Genomic DNA, 15,054 nt, shown 5'->3' on the forward strand with positions numbered 1-15,054 from the left:
GCTGCGCGCTAGACCGCCGTGCGGCGGCCCCCCTGCGCCCCGCCCTGCGCGCCGCGGCCAGGGCGGCCGCCCTGGCCACCGCGGCGGCCGCGGGTGCGGGCGCCGGACGCGGTGCCCGACTGGGCGCCGCCGCGGCCGCCCTGGGCCGGGACCTGGGCGCGGCGGCGCTGCGGGCGCTGCTGGACCACCGGCTGCGGCACCTCGATCGCGATCGCGACCCCTGACGGCTCACGCGCCCCGGTGAGGCGGCTGAGCTCTTCGTCGCTCGACTTGATCCTCGCCGTGCGCGGGGCGATACCCGCGTCCGACATCAGCCGGGTCATCTCACGCCGCTGCTCCGGCAGCACCAGCGTCACGACGCTCCCGGACTCGCCCGCCCGCGCGGTGCGCCCACCGCGGTGCAGATAGTCCTTGTGGTCCACGGGCGGATCGACGTTCACGACCAGGTCGAGATCGTCGACATGGATCCCACGGGCCGCCACATTCGTCGCGACCAGCGCGGTGACCTGCCCGTTCTTGAACTGGTCGAGCGTGCGGTTGCGCTGCGGCTGCGAGCGGCCGCCGTGCAGGGCCGCCGCCCGTACGCCGCTGGCGAGCAGCCGCTTGGCGAACCGGTCGGCGCCGCGCTTGGTGTCCACGAAGAGGATCACCCGGCCGTCGCGGGCCGCGATACGCATGGCCACGGCCTTCTTGTCCGTCTCGTCCGCCACGTGCAGCACATGGTGCTCCATCGTGGTGACCGCGCCCGCGGACGGGTCGACGGAGTGCACGACGGGATCGGTGAGAAACATCCGTACGAGCCGGTCGATGTTCTTGTCCAGTGTCGCCGAGAACAGCATCCGCTGACCGTCCGCCTCGACCTGCTTGAGCAGCGCCGTGACCTGCGGCATGAAGCCCATGTCGGCCATCTGGTCAGCCTCGTCGAGGACGGTGATCGCCACCCGGTCGAGCACGCAGTCGCCGCGCTCGATCAGGTCCTTGAGCCGCCCGGGCGTGGCCACGAGCACCTCGGCGCCGCGCCGCAGCGCGCCCGACTGCTTGCTGATCGACAGCCCGCCGACGACCGTCGCCAGCCGCAGCTGCACGGAGGTCGCGTACGGCGAAAGGGCGTCGGTGACCTGCTGTGCGAGCTCACGCGTCGGTACGAGGACGAGCGCGAGCGGCGCCCGCGGCTCGGCGCGCCGGCCCGCGGTGCGGGCGAGCAGCGCGAGCCCGAACGCGAGGGTCTTGCCGGATCCGGTGCGCCCGCGGCCGAGTATGTCGCGGCCGGCGAGGGAGTTCGGCAGCGTCGCTGCCTGGATCGGGAAGGGCTCGGTCACGCCCTGCGCCGCGAGGGTCTTCAGCAGGGCAGCCGGCATGTCCAGCTCGTCGAACGCCTCGACGGCAGGCAGCGCGGGTGTGATGGATTCCGGCAGCGTGAATTCCTGCGGGGGCGCCACCTTGCGGGCGGGAGCCTTGCCGGAACCCTTCACTGGGCCCTGGGCGCGAGAATTGACCGGGCGCTTTCGGGTCGGGCGGGCCGGGCGTTCGGAGCGAGTCATGCGGATATTGCCCTCCTGGGCATGTGAGACAGCACAAGCCGGGGCCCGCACCTTCACGGTGCGGGCCCCGGCTGCGAGGTTCGCGTCCAGCTATTAGGCCGGGACGATGTTCTCCGCCTGCGGGCCCTTCTGGCCCTGCGTGACGTCGAAGGAAACCTTCTGGCCCTCCTGGAGCTCGCGGAAGCCCGAGGTGGCGATGTTCGAGTAGTGGGCGAAGACGTCGGCGCCGCCGCCGTCCTGCTCAATGAAGCCGAAGCCCTTTTCCGAGTTGAACCACTTCACGGTTCCAGTAGCCATGTCATTCTCCTAAAACAGGGGCAAGCCGGAAACCCACACCTCGTGAGTTTCCCGTCGCGATATTGAGCCCCATCCGGAGAAGCCGGAAACAATAATGTGCGCCTGAGGAAGCATTCCCGTCAGGCGCACACAAAGTTCATGGGTACCAAAACTGCAACGCCCTCACCGTAGCACGCCCGCGCCGAAAAGGCTCGTGTTCACAGCCGTTCGATGATCGTGACGTTGGCCTGACCTCCCCCTTCACACATCGTTTGCAGACCGTACCGGCCTCCCGTGCGCTCCAGTTCATGCAGGAGCGTCGTCATCAGCTTCACGCCCGTGGCGCCCAGGGGATGGCCCAGTGCGATCGCGCCGCCGTTCACGTTGACCTTGTCCGGGTCCGCGCCGGTTTCCTTCAGCCAGGCGAGCACTACGGGCGCGAAGGCCTCGTTGATCTCGACCAGGTCGATGTCGTCGATCGACATGCCGGTCTTCTTCAGCGCGTACGCCGTCGCCGGGATCGGTGCCGACAGCATCCGGATCGGGTCCTCGCCCCGTACGGAGAGATGGTGGATCCGCGCCCGCGGGGTGAGGCCGTGCTCGGCCACGGCCCGCTCGCTCGCGATCAGCATCGCCGCCGCGCCGTCCGAGACCTGCGAGGAGCACGCGGCCGTGATGGTGCCGCCCTCCAGGACCGGCTTCAGGGCCGCCATCTTCTCCAGCGTCGTGTCGCGCCGCGGACCCTCGTCGGCCGTCACGTCTCCGTATGCCACGAGCTCCCGCTCGAAGCGGCCCTCGTCGATCGCGCGGATCGCACGCCGGTGGGAGGTGAGTGCGAACACCTCCATGTCGCGCCGCGAGATCCCCCACTTCTCCGCGATCAGCTGCGCGCCGTGGAACTGGTTGACCGGCTGGTCGCCGTACCTGGCCCGCCAGCCCTCGCTGCCCGCGAACGGGCCTTCGGTCAGCCCGAGCGGCTCGGCGGCCTGGCGGGACGCGAACGCGATCGGGATCTGCGTCATGTTCTGGGTGCCGCCGGCGACGACCAGGTCCTGGGTGCCCGAGAGCACGCCCTGCGCCGCGAAGTGCACGGCCTGCTGCGACGACCCGCACTGGCGGTCGATCGTCACGCCCGGGACCTCTTCGGGCAGTCCCGCCGCCAGCCATGCCGTACGGGCGATGTCGCCGGCCTGCGGGCCCACCGTGTCCAGGCAGCCGAAGACGACGTCCTCGACGGCGGACGGGTCGACTCCGGAGCGTGCGACCAAGGCCTTCAGTACATGCGCGCCCAGGTCCGCCGGGTGGACCTGGGCAAGGCCGCCCTTGCGCCTGCCCACCGGGGTGCGTACCGCTTCGACTATGTAGGCCTCGGCCATGACAACTCCTCGATCGGTTACGTACGTACGGCGATTCCGTCCAGCACCATCGACAGGTACTGCCGGGCGATCTCCTCGGGGCTGTGCTGCCCGCCCGGCCGGTACCAGGAGGCGGCCACCCACACGGTGTCGCGCACGAACCGGTAGGTGAGCCGGATGTCCAGGTCGGCACGGAAGACCCGGTCCGCGACGCCGCGCTCCAGCGTCCCGAGCCACGCCTTCTCGAATTTCTGCTGCGAGTCGGTGAGGTAGTGGAAGCGGGGCTGGGCCGCCAGATGCCTGGACTCCTTCTGGTAGATCGCGACGGCGGCGCGGTGCCGGTCGATCTCCCGGAAGGACTCGGTGACGAGGGCCTCGATGGTCTTCCTGGGCCCGAGCCCGGCGGCGAGCACGGCGTCGTATCCCTGCCAGAGCTCGTCGAGGAAGGTGGAGAGGATCTCGTCGAGCATCGATTCCTTGGAATCGAAGTGGTAGTAGAGGCTGCCGGCGAGCATCCCCGCCTCGTCCGCGATCTTGCGGACGGTGGTGGCGTTGTACCCCTGGGCGGCGAACACCTCGGCGGCGGTGTCGAGGAGCTCGCGGCGGCGCTCGGGCGAGGCGGTCACCTGGGTCTTCTTCTTGCTGTTGGTCGGCACCCGACCATTCTCGTCCTACGCATGCTGGCTGCTGACGGAGAGGACCTCGCCGGTCAGGTACGAGGAGTAGCCGCTGGCCAGGAAGACGATGGCGTTGGCGATCTCCCACGGTTCGGCGTACCGCCCGAAGGCCTCCTTGGCGGTCAGCTCCTGAAGCAGTTCGGCCGATGTGACCTTCACCAGGTGCGGATGCATGGCGAGGCTGGGGGCTACGGCGTTGACGCGTACGCCGTACTCCGCGGCTTCGATCGCCGCGCAGCGGGTGAGCGCCATGACTCCGGCCTTGGCGGCGGCGTAGTGGGCCTGGCCGGCCTGGGCGCGCCAGCCGACGACGGAGGAGTTGTTGACGATCACCCCGCCGCGGCCGGTCGCCCGGAATGAGCGCAGGGCGGCCCGGGTGCAGCGGAACGTGCCGTTGAGGGTGACGTCGAGGACCTTGTCCCACTGCTCGTCAGTCATGTCGACGAGTGGGGCGGTGCCGCCGAGGCCGGCGTTGTTGACCACGATGTCGAGGCGGCCGTGGTCCCGTACCGCCTTCTCGAACAGTGCCTGGACCTGGGCCTCGCCGGTGACGTCGCAGGGCAGTGACGTCACGGTGGCTGTGCCGAACTCCTCGGCGAGCGCGGCCTCGGTCTCCTTGAGGCGGCGTGCGTGCGCGTCTGAGATGAGGATGCGCGCACCCTCCTGAAGGAATTTCCGGGCGGTCGCGCCGCCGATCCCGGCGCCGGCCGCGGCGGTGATCACGGCCGTACGGCCTTTCAGCAGGTCGTGACCCGGTACGTACTGCGCCCTGTTGTCCGTCACGGCGGCAGGTTAACCTACCAAACACTTGTTAGGGAAGGATGCGCGAATGGACCTGCACCACTCCGCCGACGAGCAGGCCTTCCGGGCCGAGGCCCGCGCCTGGCTCGCCGCGCATGTGCCCGCCGAGCCACTGCCGTCCCTGGAGACGCGGGAGGGCTTCGCGGCGCACCGCGCGTGGGAGGCGCGGCTCTACGCGGACCGCTGGTCGGTCGTCTCCTGGCCACGGGAGTACGGCGGCCGGGGCGTCGACATCTTCCAGTGGCTGATCTTCGAGGAGGAGTACTACGCGGCGGGTGCACCGGGCCGGGTCTCTCAGAACGGCATCAACCTCCTCGCCCCCACGCTCTTCGACCACGCCACGCGGGAGCAGCGGGCCCGCGTGCTGCCCGCGATGGCGAGCGGCGAGGTGATCTGGGCGCAGGCCTGGTCGGAGCCCGAGTCGGGCTCCGACCTCGCGTCGCTGAAGTCCCGCGCGGTGCGGACGGACGGCGGCTGGCTGCTGAGCGGGCAGAAGACCTGGTCCTCACGGGCGGCCTTCGCGGACCGGGCGTTCGGCATCTTCCGCACCGACCCCGATGCGCCGAAGCCGCATCACGGCCTCACCTACCTGATGTTCGACCTGTCGGCGCCGGGTGTGACGGTGCGTCCCATCGGCCGCCTCGACGGCAAGCCCGCCTTCGCCGAGCTCTTCCTCGACGAGGTCTTCGTCCCCGACGAGGACGTGATCGGCGAGCCGGGTCAGGGCTGGCGGATCGCGATGTCCACGACGGGCAACGAGCGGGGGCTGACGCTGCGCTCCCCCGGCCGTTTCCTCGCCGCGGCGGACCGTCTCGTACGGCAGTGGCGCGCGAGCGCCGATCCCGCCGACACGGCGCTGCGCGACCGGGTCGCGGACGCGGTGATCGGCGCGCGTGCGTATCAGCTGTTCACCTGCGCGAACGCCTCGCGCTTCGCGGCGGGGGCGAACATCGGCGCGGAGTCGAGCCTGAACAAGGTCTTCTGGTCGCAGTACGACATCGCACTGCACGAGACCGCGCTCGATCTGCTGGGCCCGGCCGGGGAGTTGGCGGAGGGCGAGTGGGCGGAGGGATACGTCTTTTCGCTCGCCGGGCCCATCTACGCCGGTACGAACGAGATCCAGCGCGACATCATCGCCGAGCATCTGCTCGGCCTTCCGAAGGGCCGCCGCTGATGCGTTTTCTGCTTGATGACGAACAGGCGGCGTTCGCCCGCTCGCTGGACGCGCTGCTGACGGCGTCGGACACACCGTCGACCGCCCGCGCCTGGTCCACCGGGAACCACGCGCCTGGCCTGGCGCTGTGGTCACGCCTGGCCGAGGCGGGGGTCTTCGCGCTCGCGATCCCAGAGCCGTACGAGGGAGTGGGCCCGCTCCCGGTCGAACTGTCGGTGGCCTTCATGGAGTTGGGCCGCCACGCGGTGCCGGGCCCGTTGGTGGAAACGGTGGCTGCGGCGGCGCTGCTGACGCGTCTGGGCGAGCTGGGCGACGCGTCCTCCGCCAAGCGGCTGCTGCCGGGGCTCGCGTCGGGCGAGTCGACGGCGACGCTCGCGATGGCAGACGGCGGACCGTACGCGCTGGACGCGGACGCGGCGACGGTGACGCTGGTGGTGTCGGCCGCGGCTGCTCCGGGCGCCGAGCTGCGTATCGCGGCCCGGCACGGCGTGGCGCAGGCGTCCGCCGACCCCGCGCGGCGGCTGTCCGTGCCCGCCGACGGGGGCGAGGTGCTGGCCGCCGGGCCGCACGTGGACGCCGCCGCCGCGTATGCCGCGGACGTCGCGCGTCTCGTCACCGCCGCGCAAGCCCTCGGCGTCGGGCTCGCTCTCCTCGACCGGACCGTTGCGTACGTCAAACAGCGCACCCAGTTCGGGACCGCCATCGGGTCCTTCCAGGCGGTCAAGCACCGGCTGGCGGACACCCTCATCGGGCTCGAGTTCGCCCGGCCGCTGCTCTACGGGGCCGCCCTGTCGATGGCCCCCGCCGATATCGCCGCGGCGAAGGTGACCGCGGGCGAGGCCGCGTACGCCGCGGCCCGCACCGCGCTCCAGCTCCATGGAGCGGTGGGCTACACCGACGAGCTCGACCTCTCGCTCTGGCTGCGCAAGGCGCGTCCGCTGCGCGACGCCTGGGGCACCCCCGCCCAGTGCCGGGCGCGGGTGCTGGGCGTATGACTCAGCGGCGCCGCTGCGTGCGGACGGCCGCGCCCGGCTGCCAGGTCCGTACGACCAGTTCCTCGCCGTCGACGTACGTCTGCACCACCTCGCCCAGCTCGACGCGGAAGAGATGGAACGGCTCCGGCGGCTTGACCTCCGCCACGAACCGGGCCATCTCCGCGGCTTCGGTGACCTCCACCGCGCGCCCGGCGATCCGGACGTCACCGCCGCCCATGGAGTCGTCGGCGCCCGGGTTCGTGTGGATCGCGAAGCGCGGATCGCGCTGGAGGTCCTGCGCCTTACGGGAGCCCGGCATCATGCCGAGCCACAACTCACCGAAGCGGAACGTCACCTCAAGACCCGTCACCCGCGGCGAACCGTCCTTGCGCAGCGTGGCCAGCACATGGTGCTTGTACTGCTCGAATCGCTTCTGCACGGTCTCCGCGAAGCCCGGCTCCGCCGCCCGGAAGTCTGCCCATGAATTCAATGTCATGGAGCCATGAAACCGGGAAAGCAGGACATCTCCTGTCGGGATTGGCCCGCCCCCGGCACCGCCCCGGCCCCGCCCCGTGTCCCGCCCCCGCTCACCGGCTCTGCAACGTGACGACCGCCGCATGCCCCTCGGTACGCAGCGAGCCGGGCGAGTCGTCCAGCACCGCCGCGTCGTACTGCCCGAGCGTCACGCGCGCATCCTCGAGGACCGTGGGCCCGTCCAGCGCGACGATCACGACCGTCGAGCCGGGCTCCACCACAACCCGAAGTCCGCCGCGCACCACCGAGGTCAGGCACGCCGTACGGCCCCTGCGGTGCATGACGTTGAAGTTGACGACGGGCCCGCCGAGGAGGCGTCCGTCCGTTTCCACATCACCGGGGAAGTCGTAGGGCCGGTACCGCTCGTCGGCCAGTGTGCGCTGCCCGCCGACCGTGAGGTCCATCCCGGCCCCCTCGACCACGGTCAGGGTCCGGTCGATCCCGGAGAACGCGGAGAACGGTCCGTCCGCGCCGACGTCCGCGAGGCTGATCCGCCAGTCGAAGGCGTCCATCCCGGCGCCCTCGGGCGAGACGGCGATCTCACGGGTGACGCCGCCGCCGTTCTTCCACGGCACGGCCGCCCGGTCGGCTGCCCTGAACACCCGTACCGTCATCGCACGATGCCCTGCGCACGGGCCGCCGCCAGCCAGCTGGGGAACTCGGCGACCAGCCGGTCGTAGAGTTCCACGTCCGGGACCTGCCGCGGGTCGAGTCCGGCGTGGAAGAAGCCCGCGTTGTCGACGGCGCGCTTGGCGGGCACGGCGAGTTCGTCGAGCTTGTGCAGGAAGTCGAACTGCGAGCTGCGCTTGTTGCCGAAGCCGATGAACTGCCAGAACAGCGGCAGCTTCGCGGCCTTGCACAGATAGCGTTCCGCCGCGTGCTTGCTGATCGGGCCGCCGTCCGTCTGGAAGACGACCAGCGCGGGCGCGGTCGAGCCGCTGTCGATGTAGTGGTCGATAACCGCGTCCATGGCCAGGTGGTAGCTGGTCTTGCCCATGTGCCCGAGGCCCGCCACGATCTCGTCGACCCGGCCGCGGTGGTTCTCCAGGGCGATGTCCGTGACCGCGTCGATTTCCGTGGAGAAGAAGACGACGGGCACGGATCCGTCGTCGTCGAAGTGGGCCGACAGACCGAGCACCCGGTCGGCCAGCGCCTGAACGCTGCCGTCCTTGTAGTAGTCCTTCATGGAGCCGGAGTAGTCGAGCACCAGATAGACGGCCGCGCGCTCCCCGCTCAGCCGGTGCTTCTCCAGACAGACACCGGCGCTCTTGTAGAGGCTGACGAGCGCGGGCGCCCGCTCCTCGATCTTGCGGAGGCTAACGGCCGGTCCTGCGGTGGTGGGCGCTACGGCCATGAAGCGGCTCCGTTCGACGGCTGTGACGGTATGCCGAGATTACCGTCACCCCTTGACCTGGAAGGCGGGCAGCTCGAAGATCCGCTGCTTGCCCGCATCGTCCATCAACTCGACCAGCGGCAGCACCAGTTCCCACAGATCGACTGACTCTTAGTCAATAGTGTGGAATGGAAAGGGATTCGACGCTCTGAGTGACAACCTGCTCGTACGATGGGGGGATTGGGCTGACATGGCACGACAGGCAGGCGCGAAGGGCATCGATTCAGCGTGGCATACGGGACGTACAGGAGTGGAGGCCGACGACGCGCACTGCTCATCGGCATCACCGAAACCCCTTCACTCCGCCAGGTGCCGGACCTCGCGCAGCGCTTCCCGCACCTCGTCTGCGCCGACCGGGACGTCGAACTGATCGGCAAGGCGCTGGAGCAGTCGGACTACCTGGTCACGGCCCATCACTCGGGCCATCCCGAACAGCAGAACCGGAACGTGGGTCGCGGCACACTGCTGGGCCGGTTGCACGATCTCTTCGCCTCGTGCGAACCCGGTGACACCGCGTTCGTCTACGTCTCCTGCCACGGCGAGTCCGTGAATGGCCGCGACTACCTCGTGCCGGCCGACGCCCAGCCGGGAGATCTGCGTCCCGATGGCAGCAGGGGACTTCTGACCGGGACTCTGCTCGGCGCCGACCCTCGCGACCTGCTCGACGGGCTGAAGCCCGGCGTGACCGCCGCCATCTGTCTGGACATGTGCCGCACGGCCAGCCCCCGAAACCCGGCCGAGACCGAACAGACTCTCCTGGTCAACGGCGGAGAGGACGTGTTCTGGCTGCACAGCTGCGCTTCCGGTCAGCAGTCCTTCGCCGATCCCCACGAGGGCAGTCACTTCGGCCGGGCACTCGCCGAGGCTCTCTCCCCCACCAGCCCGCCGACGACGTTCGGCGAGATCGTCGAGTACACACGGAAGACCGCACGTCGGCTGGCCAAGGATCTTCCGTTCCCGCCTCCCGAGATCCAGCCGTTCATCCCGCACCAGCGGCGGGAGGCGGCGGACGAACTCCCGCTCTGCGAAGGCTCCCAGGAGACCCTCCGCTGGACCAAGTCGCTCACCGAATCGGCCCTCTGGGCCCACACATCCGGGAGCCCAGCCGCTCATGACCGGGTCAAGGCCCGGCTCACCGGCCTCGTCCTCAAGGTCGCCGAGAGCCGGTCCGGGATCGGTGCCCATCTCGACGACCCCTGGGGCGATCCCGCCCACCCCGTCCGGGTCGAGCGGTATCTCACCGACCTTGTGCGCCGGTCCGGACTGCGGGACAGCGAGATGCTGTCGCCGGCAGAAACGGCCGTTCTGCTCGCCGCCCCTGTCGTGTACGAGGGCGTCGTGGCCGTGGCACTCGGGGAACTGTCCGCCATCTTCGGCGACCGGCTGGACGGAGACGGATCACCGCAGGCCGACGGTGCCCTTTGCCCGAGCGAGCATCAGCGCCTGGTCCGCAGTGCCGTCGTGGATGTGTGCCGCTCCCATGCACGGGTCCAGCGCATGGCCGAGGCGCTGCGCCGCCGTCGGCTCGCCGAGGCCGCCCTCGCCGCCGACCACTGGCTGCGGCACCGCTACATAGCGGACTGGGACAGGCTCTGGGAGCGCACAGGTGACTACCCGAGCATCGACGCCCTCATCGAGATGACCGTCGACGCCGTCATCGCGTCGGCAGAGGACCCGTCGGCGCACACGCCCACCGACGCCGAACGCCATGCCATCGACCGCCAGGTGCGCCAGGTCCTGGGCCACGTGACCGTACGTCCCGGAAGCAGCCCCCGCATCAACGAGGCCCATCAGGACGACGACTGGAACCACTACCCGCCCGTCCCCGGAAGCCAGTGGCGTGGCGGCGACCTCGCCCACCTGCTGTGGACGGCGGGGCTGCTCGCGGCGGACCCGCGCCGGATGTCCAGCGTTCTCATCGACCATCTCACCGCACACAAACCGCTGGTGCCGCGGGAAGTCATTCCCGTGCTCTCCACCGGCTACGCCTACGACGACACCCGGTTCCCGGCAGGTGACGGCGCCTATGGTCTGGCCGTGCGCTTCCGGTGCCCGCACCCCGCCCTCCATGCTGCGATTGAGGAACTCGTCGCGTGCGCTGACGCGGCGGTGCGTTCCCTGCACCGGCACTGGCACAAACAGGGTACGAGCGCGCCCGCGCTGTTGCGCGGACTCCCTGTCGAGGTGACCACTGAGCATCTGATCCCGTACGAGGGCGAGTACACGAAGCCGCTGGAGCGACTGAGACTGGCCGAGGACGAGATCCGCCCGTTGCTGATGGGCACCCAACTGTACGGGGACCGCACCCTCGCCGTACGGGAGCTGTACCAGAACGCCCTGGACGCGTGCCGCCACCGCGACATGCGCGTGCAGTACGGCGTCCGGCGGGGCCGCCCCGACCCCGGCTGGCGCGGAAGTATCACCTTCACCCAGGGCTGGGACGAGGAGGGCCGCCCGTACATCCAGTGCGAGGACAACGGCACCGGCATGTCGAGGGAGAAGCTCACCTCGATGTTCGCCCGTGCGGGCAAACGGTACGAACAGGACCCGGACTTCCTCCAGGAGCGCCGCAACTGGCGCCGGTACGGCATCGACGACGTGGCGATGAACAGCCGGTTCGGCATCGGGGTGTTCAGCTACTTCATGCTGGCGGAGGAGGTCGTCGTCTGGACCGGAGCGGTCGACTTCCACGGCAAGGCCATGGGGCAGAGCGCCCTGCGCGCGGACATCCACGCGGGCTCGAACCTGCTCCAGATCCGTCCAGACGCAAACGCCCCCGTCAACGGTGGAACCCGCGTCCGTCTCTACCTCACGGCGCACGAGGAACCCCTTCCTTCGTTGGTGGACACCCTCAACTCGCTTCTGTGGGTGAGCGACTACGACGTGAAGGCGGTGGAACTCGCCGAGGACGATCCGGGACGGACCGTGCGCAGTTCCCGCTGGCGGCCGAACGAACTGCGCTCACAGCGCCAGTGGCGCGACAGCAGGACGTCCGGAGAGGGCACGTGGATCGTCCAGGGCCCTGGAAGACTCCTGTTCGACGGCGTCACCATCAAGGACTCTCCGCGCAAGTTCGGTTATGTTTTCAACCTCCGGGAAGCGCACCATCCCGAGCTCAGCGTGAACCGGAACGAGTTGCTCTCCTACGACGAGGACCGGGTCATGGAGGCGCTCCTGGCCTCGGTCGGGCCCGCGCTCGAAGGCTGCGTGTGGGCTTCCATGAACTGGCTGTGGCGACTGACGCAGGCCGAACCACGGCTCGCGCTGAGGGTGTTGGCGGAACTCTCCGGCGACACCCGTTGTCTGCTGGAAGTGCACGACGAAGAATTCCAGGAAGAGCGGTATACGACATACCTGCTCCTCGCGGATGTCGGCTGCCTCCCCTTCGACGGCTCGGTGTTGAGTCATGGCACGGGGAGAGTACGGGCCGGGTCAACTCTTTCGGCATGGCGAAAATCCCTGCTCCAGGCTCCCGAACAGGAGCAGCAGTTCCTGCCTGAGGGCTATCCCACACCCTCCGTTCTCGACTTCGCCCTCTTCCCGGAAGAGCAACCGGTGGACGGCTGGAAGGGGCTGCTACCGGCCGCGGTATCGCTGCGAGTCCCGCTGCACGAACTTCTGCGCGCCCTGCGCCGATATGCCGTCGTCGGCGCCTTCGTCCCCGCGACGGGAGACATCCGGGCTCTTCGTTCCCTCCGCCTCGACGCGCTCGCTGTGGATCTTTACGATGCGTATCAGCACGTATCCGACTACAGGGAAGACATATCACCAGCCGTCCACGCGCCTTTGCTCCTGACTGCCTCGAAGCACGATGTCACCCTCGGGCACACCCTCGAGGCCCTTCGCACCCTGAAGGCCATCGACCGGCGGCTGCCCTCTCTGCCGCAACTCGAGCCGGCGCTGCTGGGCGAACGGTTCTCCACGTCCGACGTCGAGTTGCTGATCGGCTCGGTGGACGAGGACAACGACGAGCGCGATTGGCACCCGGGGGTCGTCGACGCATTTGAGCTGATCCAGCGTACCGACGACCCCGCCTCCCGGGTCTATCTGGCCGACCGTGTGCGCGTCCTCGCGCCGCTGGGCTTCTCCCTCGCCGCCGAACCGTCCGACGAGACGCTGAACTCACCATCCCTGGACAGGGTCCAGCGAGAGCTGCTGTCCGTGGACATCGACGGCGTAGCGCCGTGGTACCGGGGCGAGGTGCCGCTCATGCATGTGGTGCTGTGCTCCGCCCACCATGAGCTCACACTTGACGACGTCAGCAACATCATCGACGAAACCAGCGAAGCCACAGGTGTGCGGACGCCGGCTCTCCCCGACGGAACCGGCGAATCGACCGCTCCCGCCTGGCTTCGTCCCGTGAACTACGACCCCAGGGAGCCGGACCGCCTCATCGGCCCCTGGGAGATTGTCTGCAGCCTCCCGGACGACGAGGCCACGTTCGACAACCTGGACGCCAGGCTGGCGGAAGCATCGGAGGAGATCGCACTGCTCGAAGCGTGCGGTGTACTCACCGAGGGGTGCCGTTCCCAGCTCGAAGCCATCCAGCCACGGCTGGCGAGCATCCAGGCGATTCTCTTTCCCGCCCCTCACCGGGGTTCGGCCACCTCACGTCGCAGTCGGTTGGCCTATGAAGTCTCCAGGGACTTCGACCGGGAGGAGGTCACTCCTGCCTATCTCCTGTCTCTCGCGATGCGGGGCGAGACCACGCTCGGAGAGGTCGTCGCCAGGTTCGCCGGCCTGCCCGAAGACCTGCCCCTGTCCGTCGTCGCGCTTCCGGACGAGGCCATGGCGCTGGCCCCCACGCCAGACCTCGCCCAGCTCCTGCTGGGCGCCAGGAACGTCCAGAGCCGTTTCCGGGGGCGGCTGACCGTCCGCTCTTTGTTGCTGCATTGCAAGTCACAGCGGATCAGCCTTGGCACATGTGTCGACATGCTGGCTCCCTACGCCGTCATCGGCGCCCCTCCCGTGCCCGGCGAATTCACGGGCGAAGACGCCCTGGCGATCAGAGACCTGCACCCCGACATGTTCGACATCGCCGCTTTCGAGGACGACCTCCTCGGCTCCGCGCCCCTCGACCCGCTCCGACTCGTCCTCGTCGCGGGCCGCTTCGGCTGGACCCTCGAAAAGGCCTACGCTCGCTTCGCGCCCTTCCGCTGCCTGGGACTCGACGTCACGGTCCGCGAGCCCACCCCGGAGGAGGCGGACCTTGTACCTGACTGGCGCGACGTCATCGTCCTCACCGAGGAGCTGACGGGGCGCGCGCCCGCACTCTCGGGGCCCGTCGACCCCGACCACATCGCGCTGTGCGCGGAGGAGACCGATCTTTCCGAGGCCGAGGTGCGTGAGCGGTTCGCCCGCTACAGCGCACTCTTCTCCCTCGTAGTCCCGTCAACAGAGGTGCAGGATCGATGAGTTCAGTTAGGTCCTACGACGAGACGGTCACCCGCGGAACACCCGTGACCGGCTTCCAGTGGATACGGCGCCGTGACGGCCAGGACCGGTACGAGGCGACCGGAACCTGCCCGGTCTGTCAGTGCTCCATGACCAAACGCTGGCCGGTCGGGCAGTATACGGTCGCCAAGGGAGGCTTCCTGGGCCGCGAGGCGGCGCCGGACTCCTCCACGCCCTGGTACACGGTCTGCACCTGCCGCTCGCTGCACATGGGGCGGCCTGCCGGCGAAGACGGCGGCTGCGGGGCCGGGCTGTTCATCGCCCTGCCTGCCACCGGGCTTCCCCAGTGAGCGGGTTCGGCCCGGAACAGCTGCGGGACGCGGACCGCAGGGCGCGGGCGATGGCCGAGCCGCGGCGTCAGCTGGAGGAGGCCAGGACACAGGCCGAGGGGTACCGGAACTTTCTGGCATCGCTCACCGGGCTACTCACTACGGTCTTCGTGCTCAAGGGCCAGGAGAGTCTGAGCAAGCTGCCACATTGCCACCGGACATGGGTGATCGCCCTTCTCGTCACCGGCTTCGTCGCCCTGATCAGTGCGTCGTGGCTGGCGGTTTCCGCGGTTCACGGCCGGCCGGGCGAGACCCGGGTACTGGAAGCCACCCACATCCTGCGCTACGAGACCACCCGCACTCGGACGATCTGGAAGCTGGTGGAGTGGGCACGCTGGCTCGGACTGCTGGGCGTGGTCTGTGTCGCGGCGGCGGTGCTGGTGACCTGGCTGGCCCCTTCTTCCGCTTAGGCCCCGCGCAGACGCACCGCGGCGCCTGCCCAGTCCGGTCGGGGAAAGGGGCAGGCGCCGCGTTACAGGGTCCGGGGGGTGAGCCCCGGTTCTACCAGCCCGTACGTCGTTGTACGGGACGTCCATTGGGGGTGGA

13 protein-coding genes are annotated in these 15,054 nt (G+C 69.5%); 5 read left to right on the forward strand and 8 right to left on the reverse strand.

Annotated features, from left to right (window positions below):
• Positions 1-8: 8 nt before the first annotated feature.
• The 5 genes from ACZ3H8_RS12085 to ACZ3H8_RS12105 form a co-directional block, all read right to left on the reverse strand.
• Complete coding sequence (locus tag ACZ3H8_RS12085; RefSeq protein ID WP_467400527.1) at positions 9-1,541, reverse strand: DEAD/DEAH box helicase; 1,533 nt, start codon at positions 1,539-1,541, stop codon at positions 9-11.
• 93 nt (positions 1,542-1,634) lie between these two features.
• Entirely contained in the window at positions 1,635-1,838 is a 204-nt protein-coding gene (locus ACZ3H8_RS12090) for a cold-shock protein (RefSeq protein WP_003969786.1), read from the reverse strand.
• 197 nt (positions 1,839-2,035) lie between these two features.
• Complete coding sequence (locus ACZ3H8_RS12095; protein WP_467400529.1) at positions 2,036-3,193, reverse strand: acetyl-CoA C-acetyltransferase; 1,158 nt, start codon at positions 3,191-3,193, stop codon at positions 2,036-2,038.
• Between the two features lie 17 nt (positions 3,194-3,210).
• Entirely contained in the window at positions 3,211-3,828 is a 618-nt protein-coding gene (locus tag ACZ3H8_RS12100; protein ID WP_467400532.1) for a TetR/AcrR family transcriptional regulator, read from the reverse strand.
• A 15-nt stretch (positions 3,829-3,843) separates the two neighbouring features.
• A complete protein-coding gene (locus ACZ3H8_RS12105) occupies positions 3,844-4,632 on the reverse strand; it encodes an SDR family oxidoreductase (RefSeq protein WP_467400534.1) in 789 nt (262 codons plus the stop codon).
• Between the two features lie 46 nt (positions 4,633-4,678).
• On the opposite strand from ACZ3H8_RS12105, the gene ACZ3H8_RS12110 reads away from it, so the two are divergent.
• Together ACZ3H8_RS12110 and ACZ3H8_RS12115 are read left to right on the forward strand one after the other, a co-directional pair.
• Positions 4,679-5,824 carry an acyl-CoA dehydrogenase family protein gene (locus tag ACZ3H8_RS12110; protein WP_467400537.1) on the forward strand — a complete coding sequence of 382 codons (1,146 nt, stop codon included), beginning with the start codon at positions 4,679-4,681 and terminating at the stop codon, positions 5,822-5,824.
• Positions 5,824-6,819 carry an acyl-CoA dehydrogenase family protein gene (locus ACZ3H8_RS12115; RefSeq protein ID WP_467400539.1) on the forward strand — a complete coding sequence of 332 codons (996 nt, stop codon included), beginning with the start codon at positions 5,824-5,826 and terminating at the stop codon, positions 6,817-6,819. Before ACZ3H8_RS12110 ends, ACZ3H8_RS12115 begins: the two co-directional genes overlap by 1 nt.
• A 1-nt stretch (position 6,820) precedes the next feature.
• Here the strand turns inward: ACZ3H8_RS12115 and ACZ3H8_RS12120 are convergent, their stop codons facing one another.
• From ACZ3H8_RS12120 to ACZ3H8_RS12130, 3 genes are all read right to left on the reverse strand, one after another.
• Positions 6,821-7,294 carry a pyridoxamine 5'-phosphate oxidase family protein gene (locus ACZ3H8_RS12120; protein ID WP_467400541.1) on the reverse strand — a complete coding sequence of 158 codons (474 nt, stop codon included), beginning with the start codon at positions 7,292-7,294 and terminating at the stop codon, positions 6,821-6,823.
• A gap of 91 nt (positions 7,295-7,385) precedes the next feature.
• Positions 7,386-7,946, reverse strand: a complete 561-nt coding sequence (locus ACZ3H8_RS12125; RefSeq protein ID WP_467400544.1) for a HutD/Ves family protein — start codon at positions 7,944-7,946, stop codon at positions 7,386-7,388.
• Positions 7,943-8,686, reverse strand: a complete 744-nt coding sequence (locus ACZ3H8_RS12130; RefSeq protein WP_467400546.1) for a vWA domain-containing protein — start codon at positions 8,684-8,686, stop codon at positions 7,943-7,945. Before ACZ3H8_RS12130 ends, ACZ3H8_RS12125 begins: the two co-directional genes overlap by 4 nt.
• 267 nt (positions 8,687-8,953) lie before the next feature.
• On the opposite strand from ACZ3H8_RS12130, the gene ACZ3H8_RS12135 reads away from it, so the two are divergent.
• From ACZ3H8_RS12135 to ACZ3H8_RS12145, 3 genes are read left to right on the forward strand one after another with little or no spacing between them, the layout of a single operon-like run.
• Positions 8,954-14,140, forward strand: coding sequence for a caspase family protein (locus tag ACZ3H8_RS12135; RefSeq protein WP_467400549.1), 5,187 nt, complete (start codon positions 8,954-8,956; stop codon positions 14,138-14,140).
• Entirely contained in the window at positions 14,137-14,469 is a 333-nt protein-coding gene (locus tag ACZ3H8_RS12140; RefSeq protein WP_467400551.1) for a hypothetical protein, read from the forward strand. The genes ACZ3H8_RS12135 and ACZ3H8_RS12140 overlap by 4 nt, the downstream gene beginning before the upstream one ends.
• On the forward strand, positions 14,466-14,918 hold the full coding sequence (locus ACZ3H8_RS12145) for a hypothetical protein (protein WP_467400554.1): 453 nt from the start codon (positions 14,466-14,468) through the stop codon (positions 14,916-14,918). The genes ACZ3H8_RS12140 and ACZ3H8_RS12145 overlap by 4 nt, the downstream gene beginning before the upstream one ends.
• Positions 14,919-15,054: the final 136 nt, after the last annotated feature.

The sequence above is a fragment of the Streptomyces sp. NPDC002868 genome (assembly GCF_055563295.1).

What these genes read in the sequence shown, in the direction of transcription:
- ACZ3H8_RS12085 (WP_467400527.1), bottom strand. Translation starts at nt 1,541, where the DNA reads ATGACTCGCTCCGAACGCCCGGCCCGCCCGACCCGAAAGCGCCCGGTC.
- ACZ3H8_RS12110 (WP_467400537.1), top strand. Translation starts at nt 4,679, where the DNA reads ATGGACCTGCACCACTCCGCCGACGAGCAGGCCTTCCGGGCCGAGGCC.
- ACZ3H8_RS12130 (WP_467400546.1), bottom strand. Translation starts at nt 8,686, where the DNA reads ATGGCCGTAGCGCCCACCACCGCAGGACCGGCCGTTAGCCTCCGCAAG.
- ACZ3H8_RS12090 (WP_003969786.1), bottom strand. Translation starts at nt 1,838, where the DNA reads ATGGCTACTGGAACCGTGAAGTGGTTCAACTCGGAAAAGGGCTTCGGC.
- ACZ3H8_RS12115 (WP_467400539.1), top strand. Translation starts at nt 5,824, where the DNA reads ATGCGTTTTCTGCTTGATGACGAACAGGCGGCGTTCGCCCGCTCGCTG.
- ACZ3H8_RS12125 (WP_467400544.1), bottom strand. Translation starts at nt 7,946, where the DNA reads ATGACGGTACGGGTGTTCAGGGCAGCCGACCGGGCGGCCGTGCCGTGG.
- ACZ3H8_RS12120 (WP_467400541.1), bottom strand. Translation starts at nt 7,294, where the DNA reads ATGACATTGAATTCATGGGCAGACTTCCGGGCGGCGGAGCCGGGCTTC.
- ACZ3H8_RS12140 (WP_467400551.1), top strand. Translation starts at nt 14,137, where the DNA reads ATGAGTTCAGTTAGGTCCTACGACGAGACGGTCACCCGCGGAACACCC.
- ACZ3H8_RS12095 (WP_467400529.1), bottom strand. Translation starts at nt 3,193, where the DNA reads ATGGCCGAGGCCTACATAGTCGAAGCGGTACGCACCCCGGTGGGCAGG.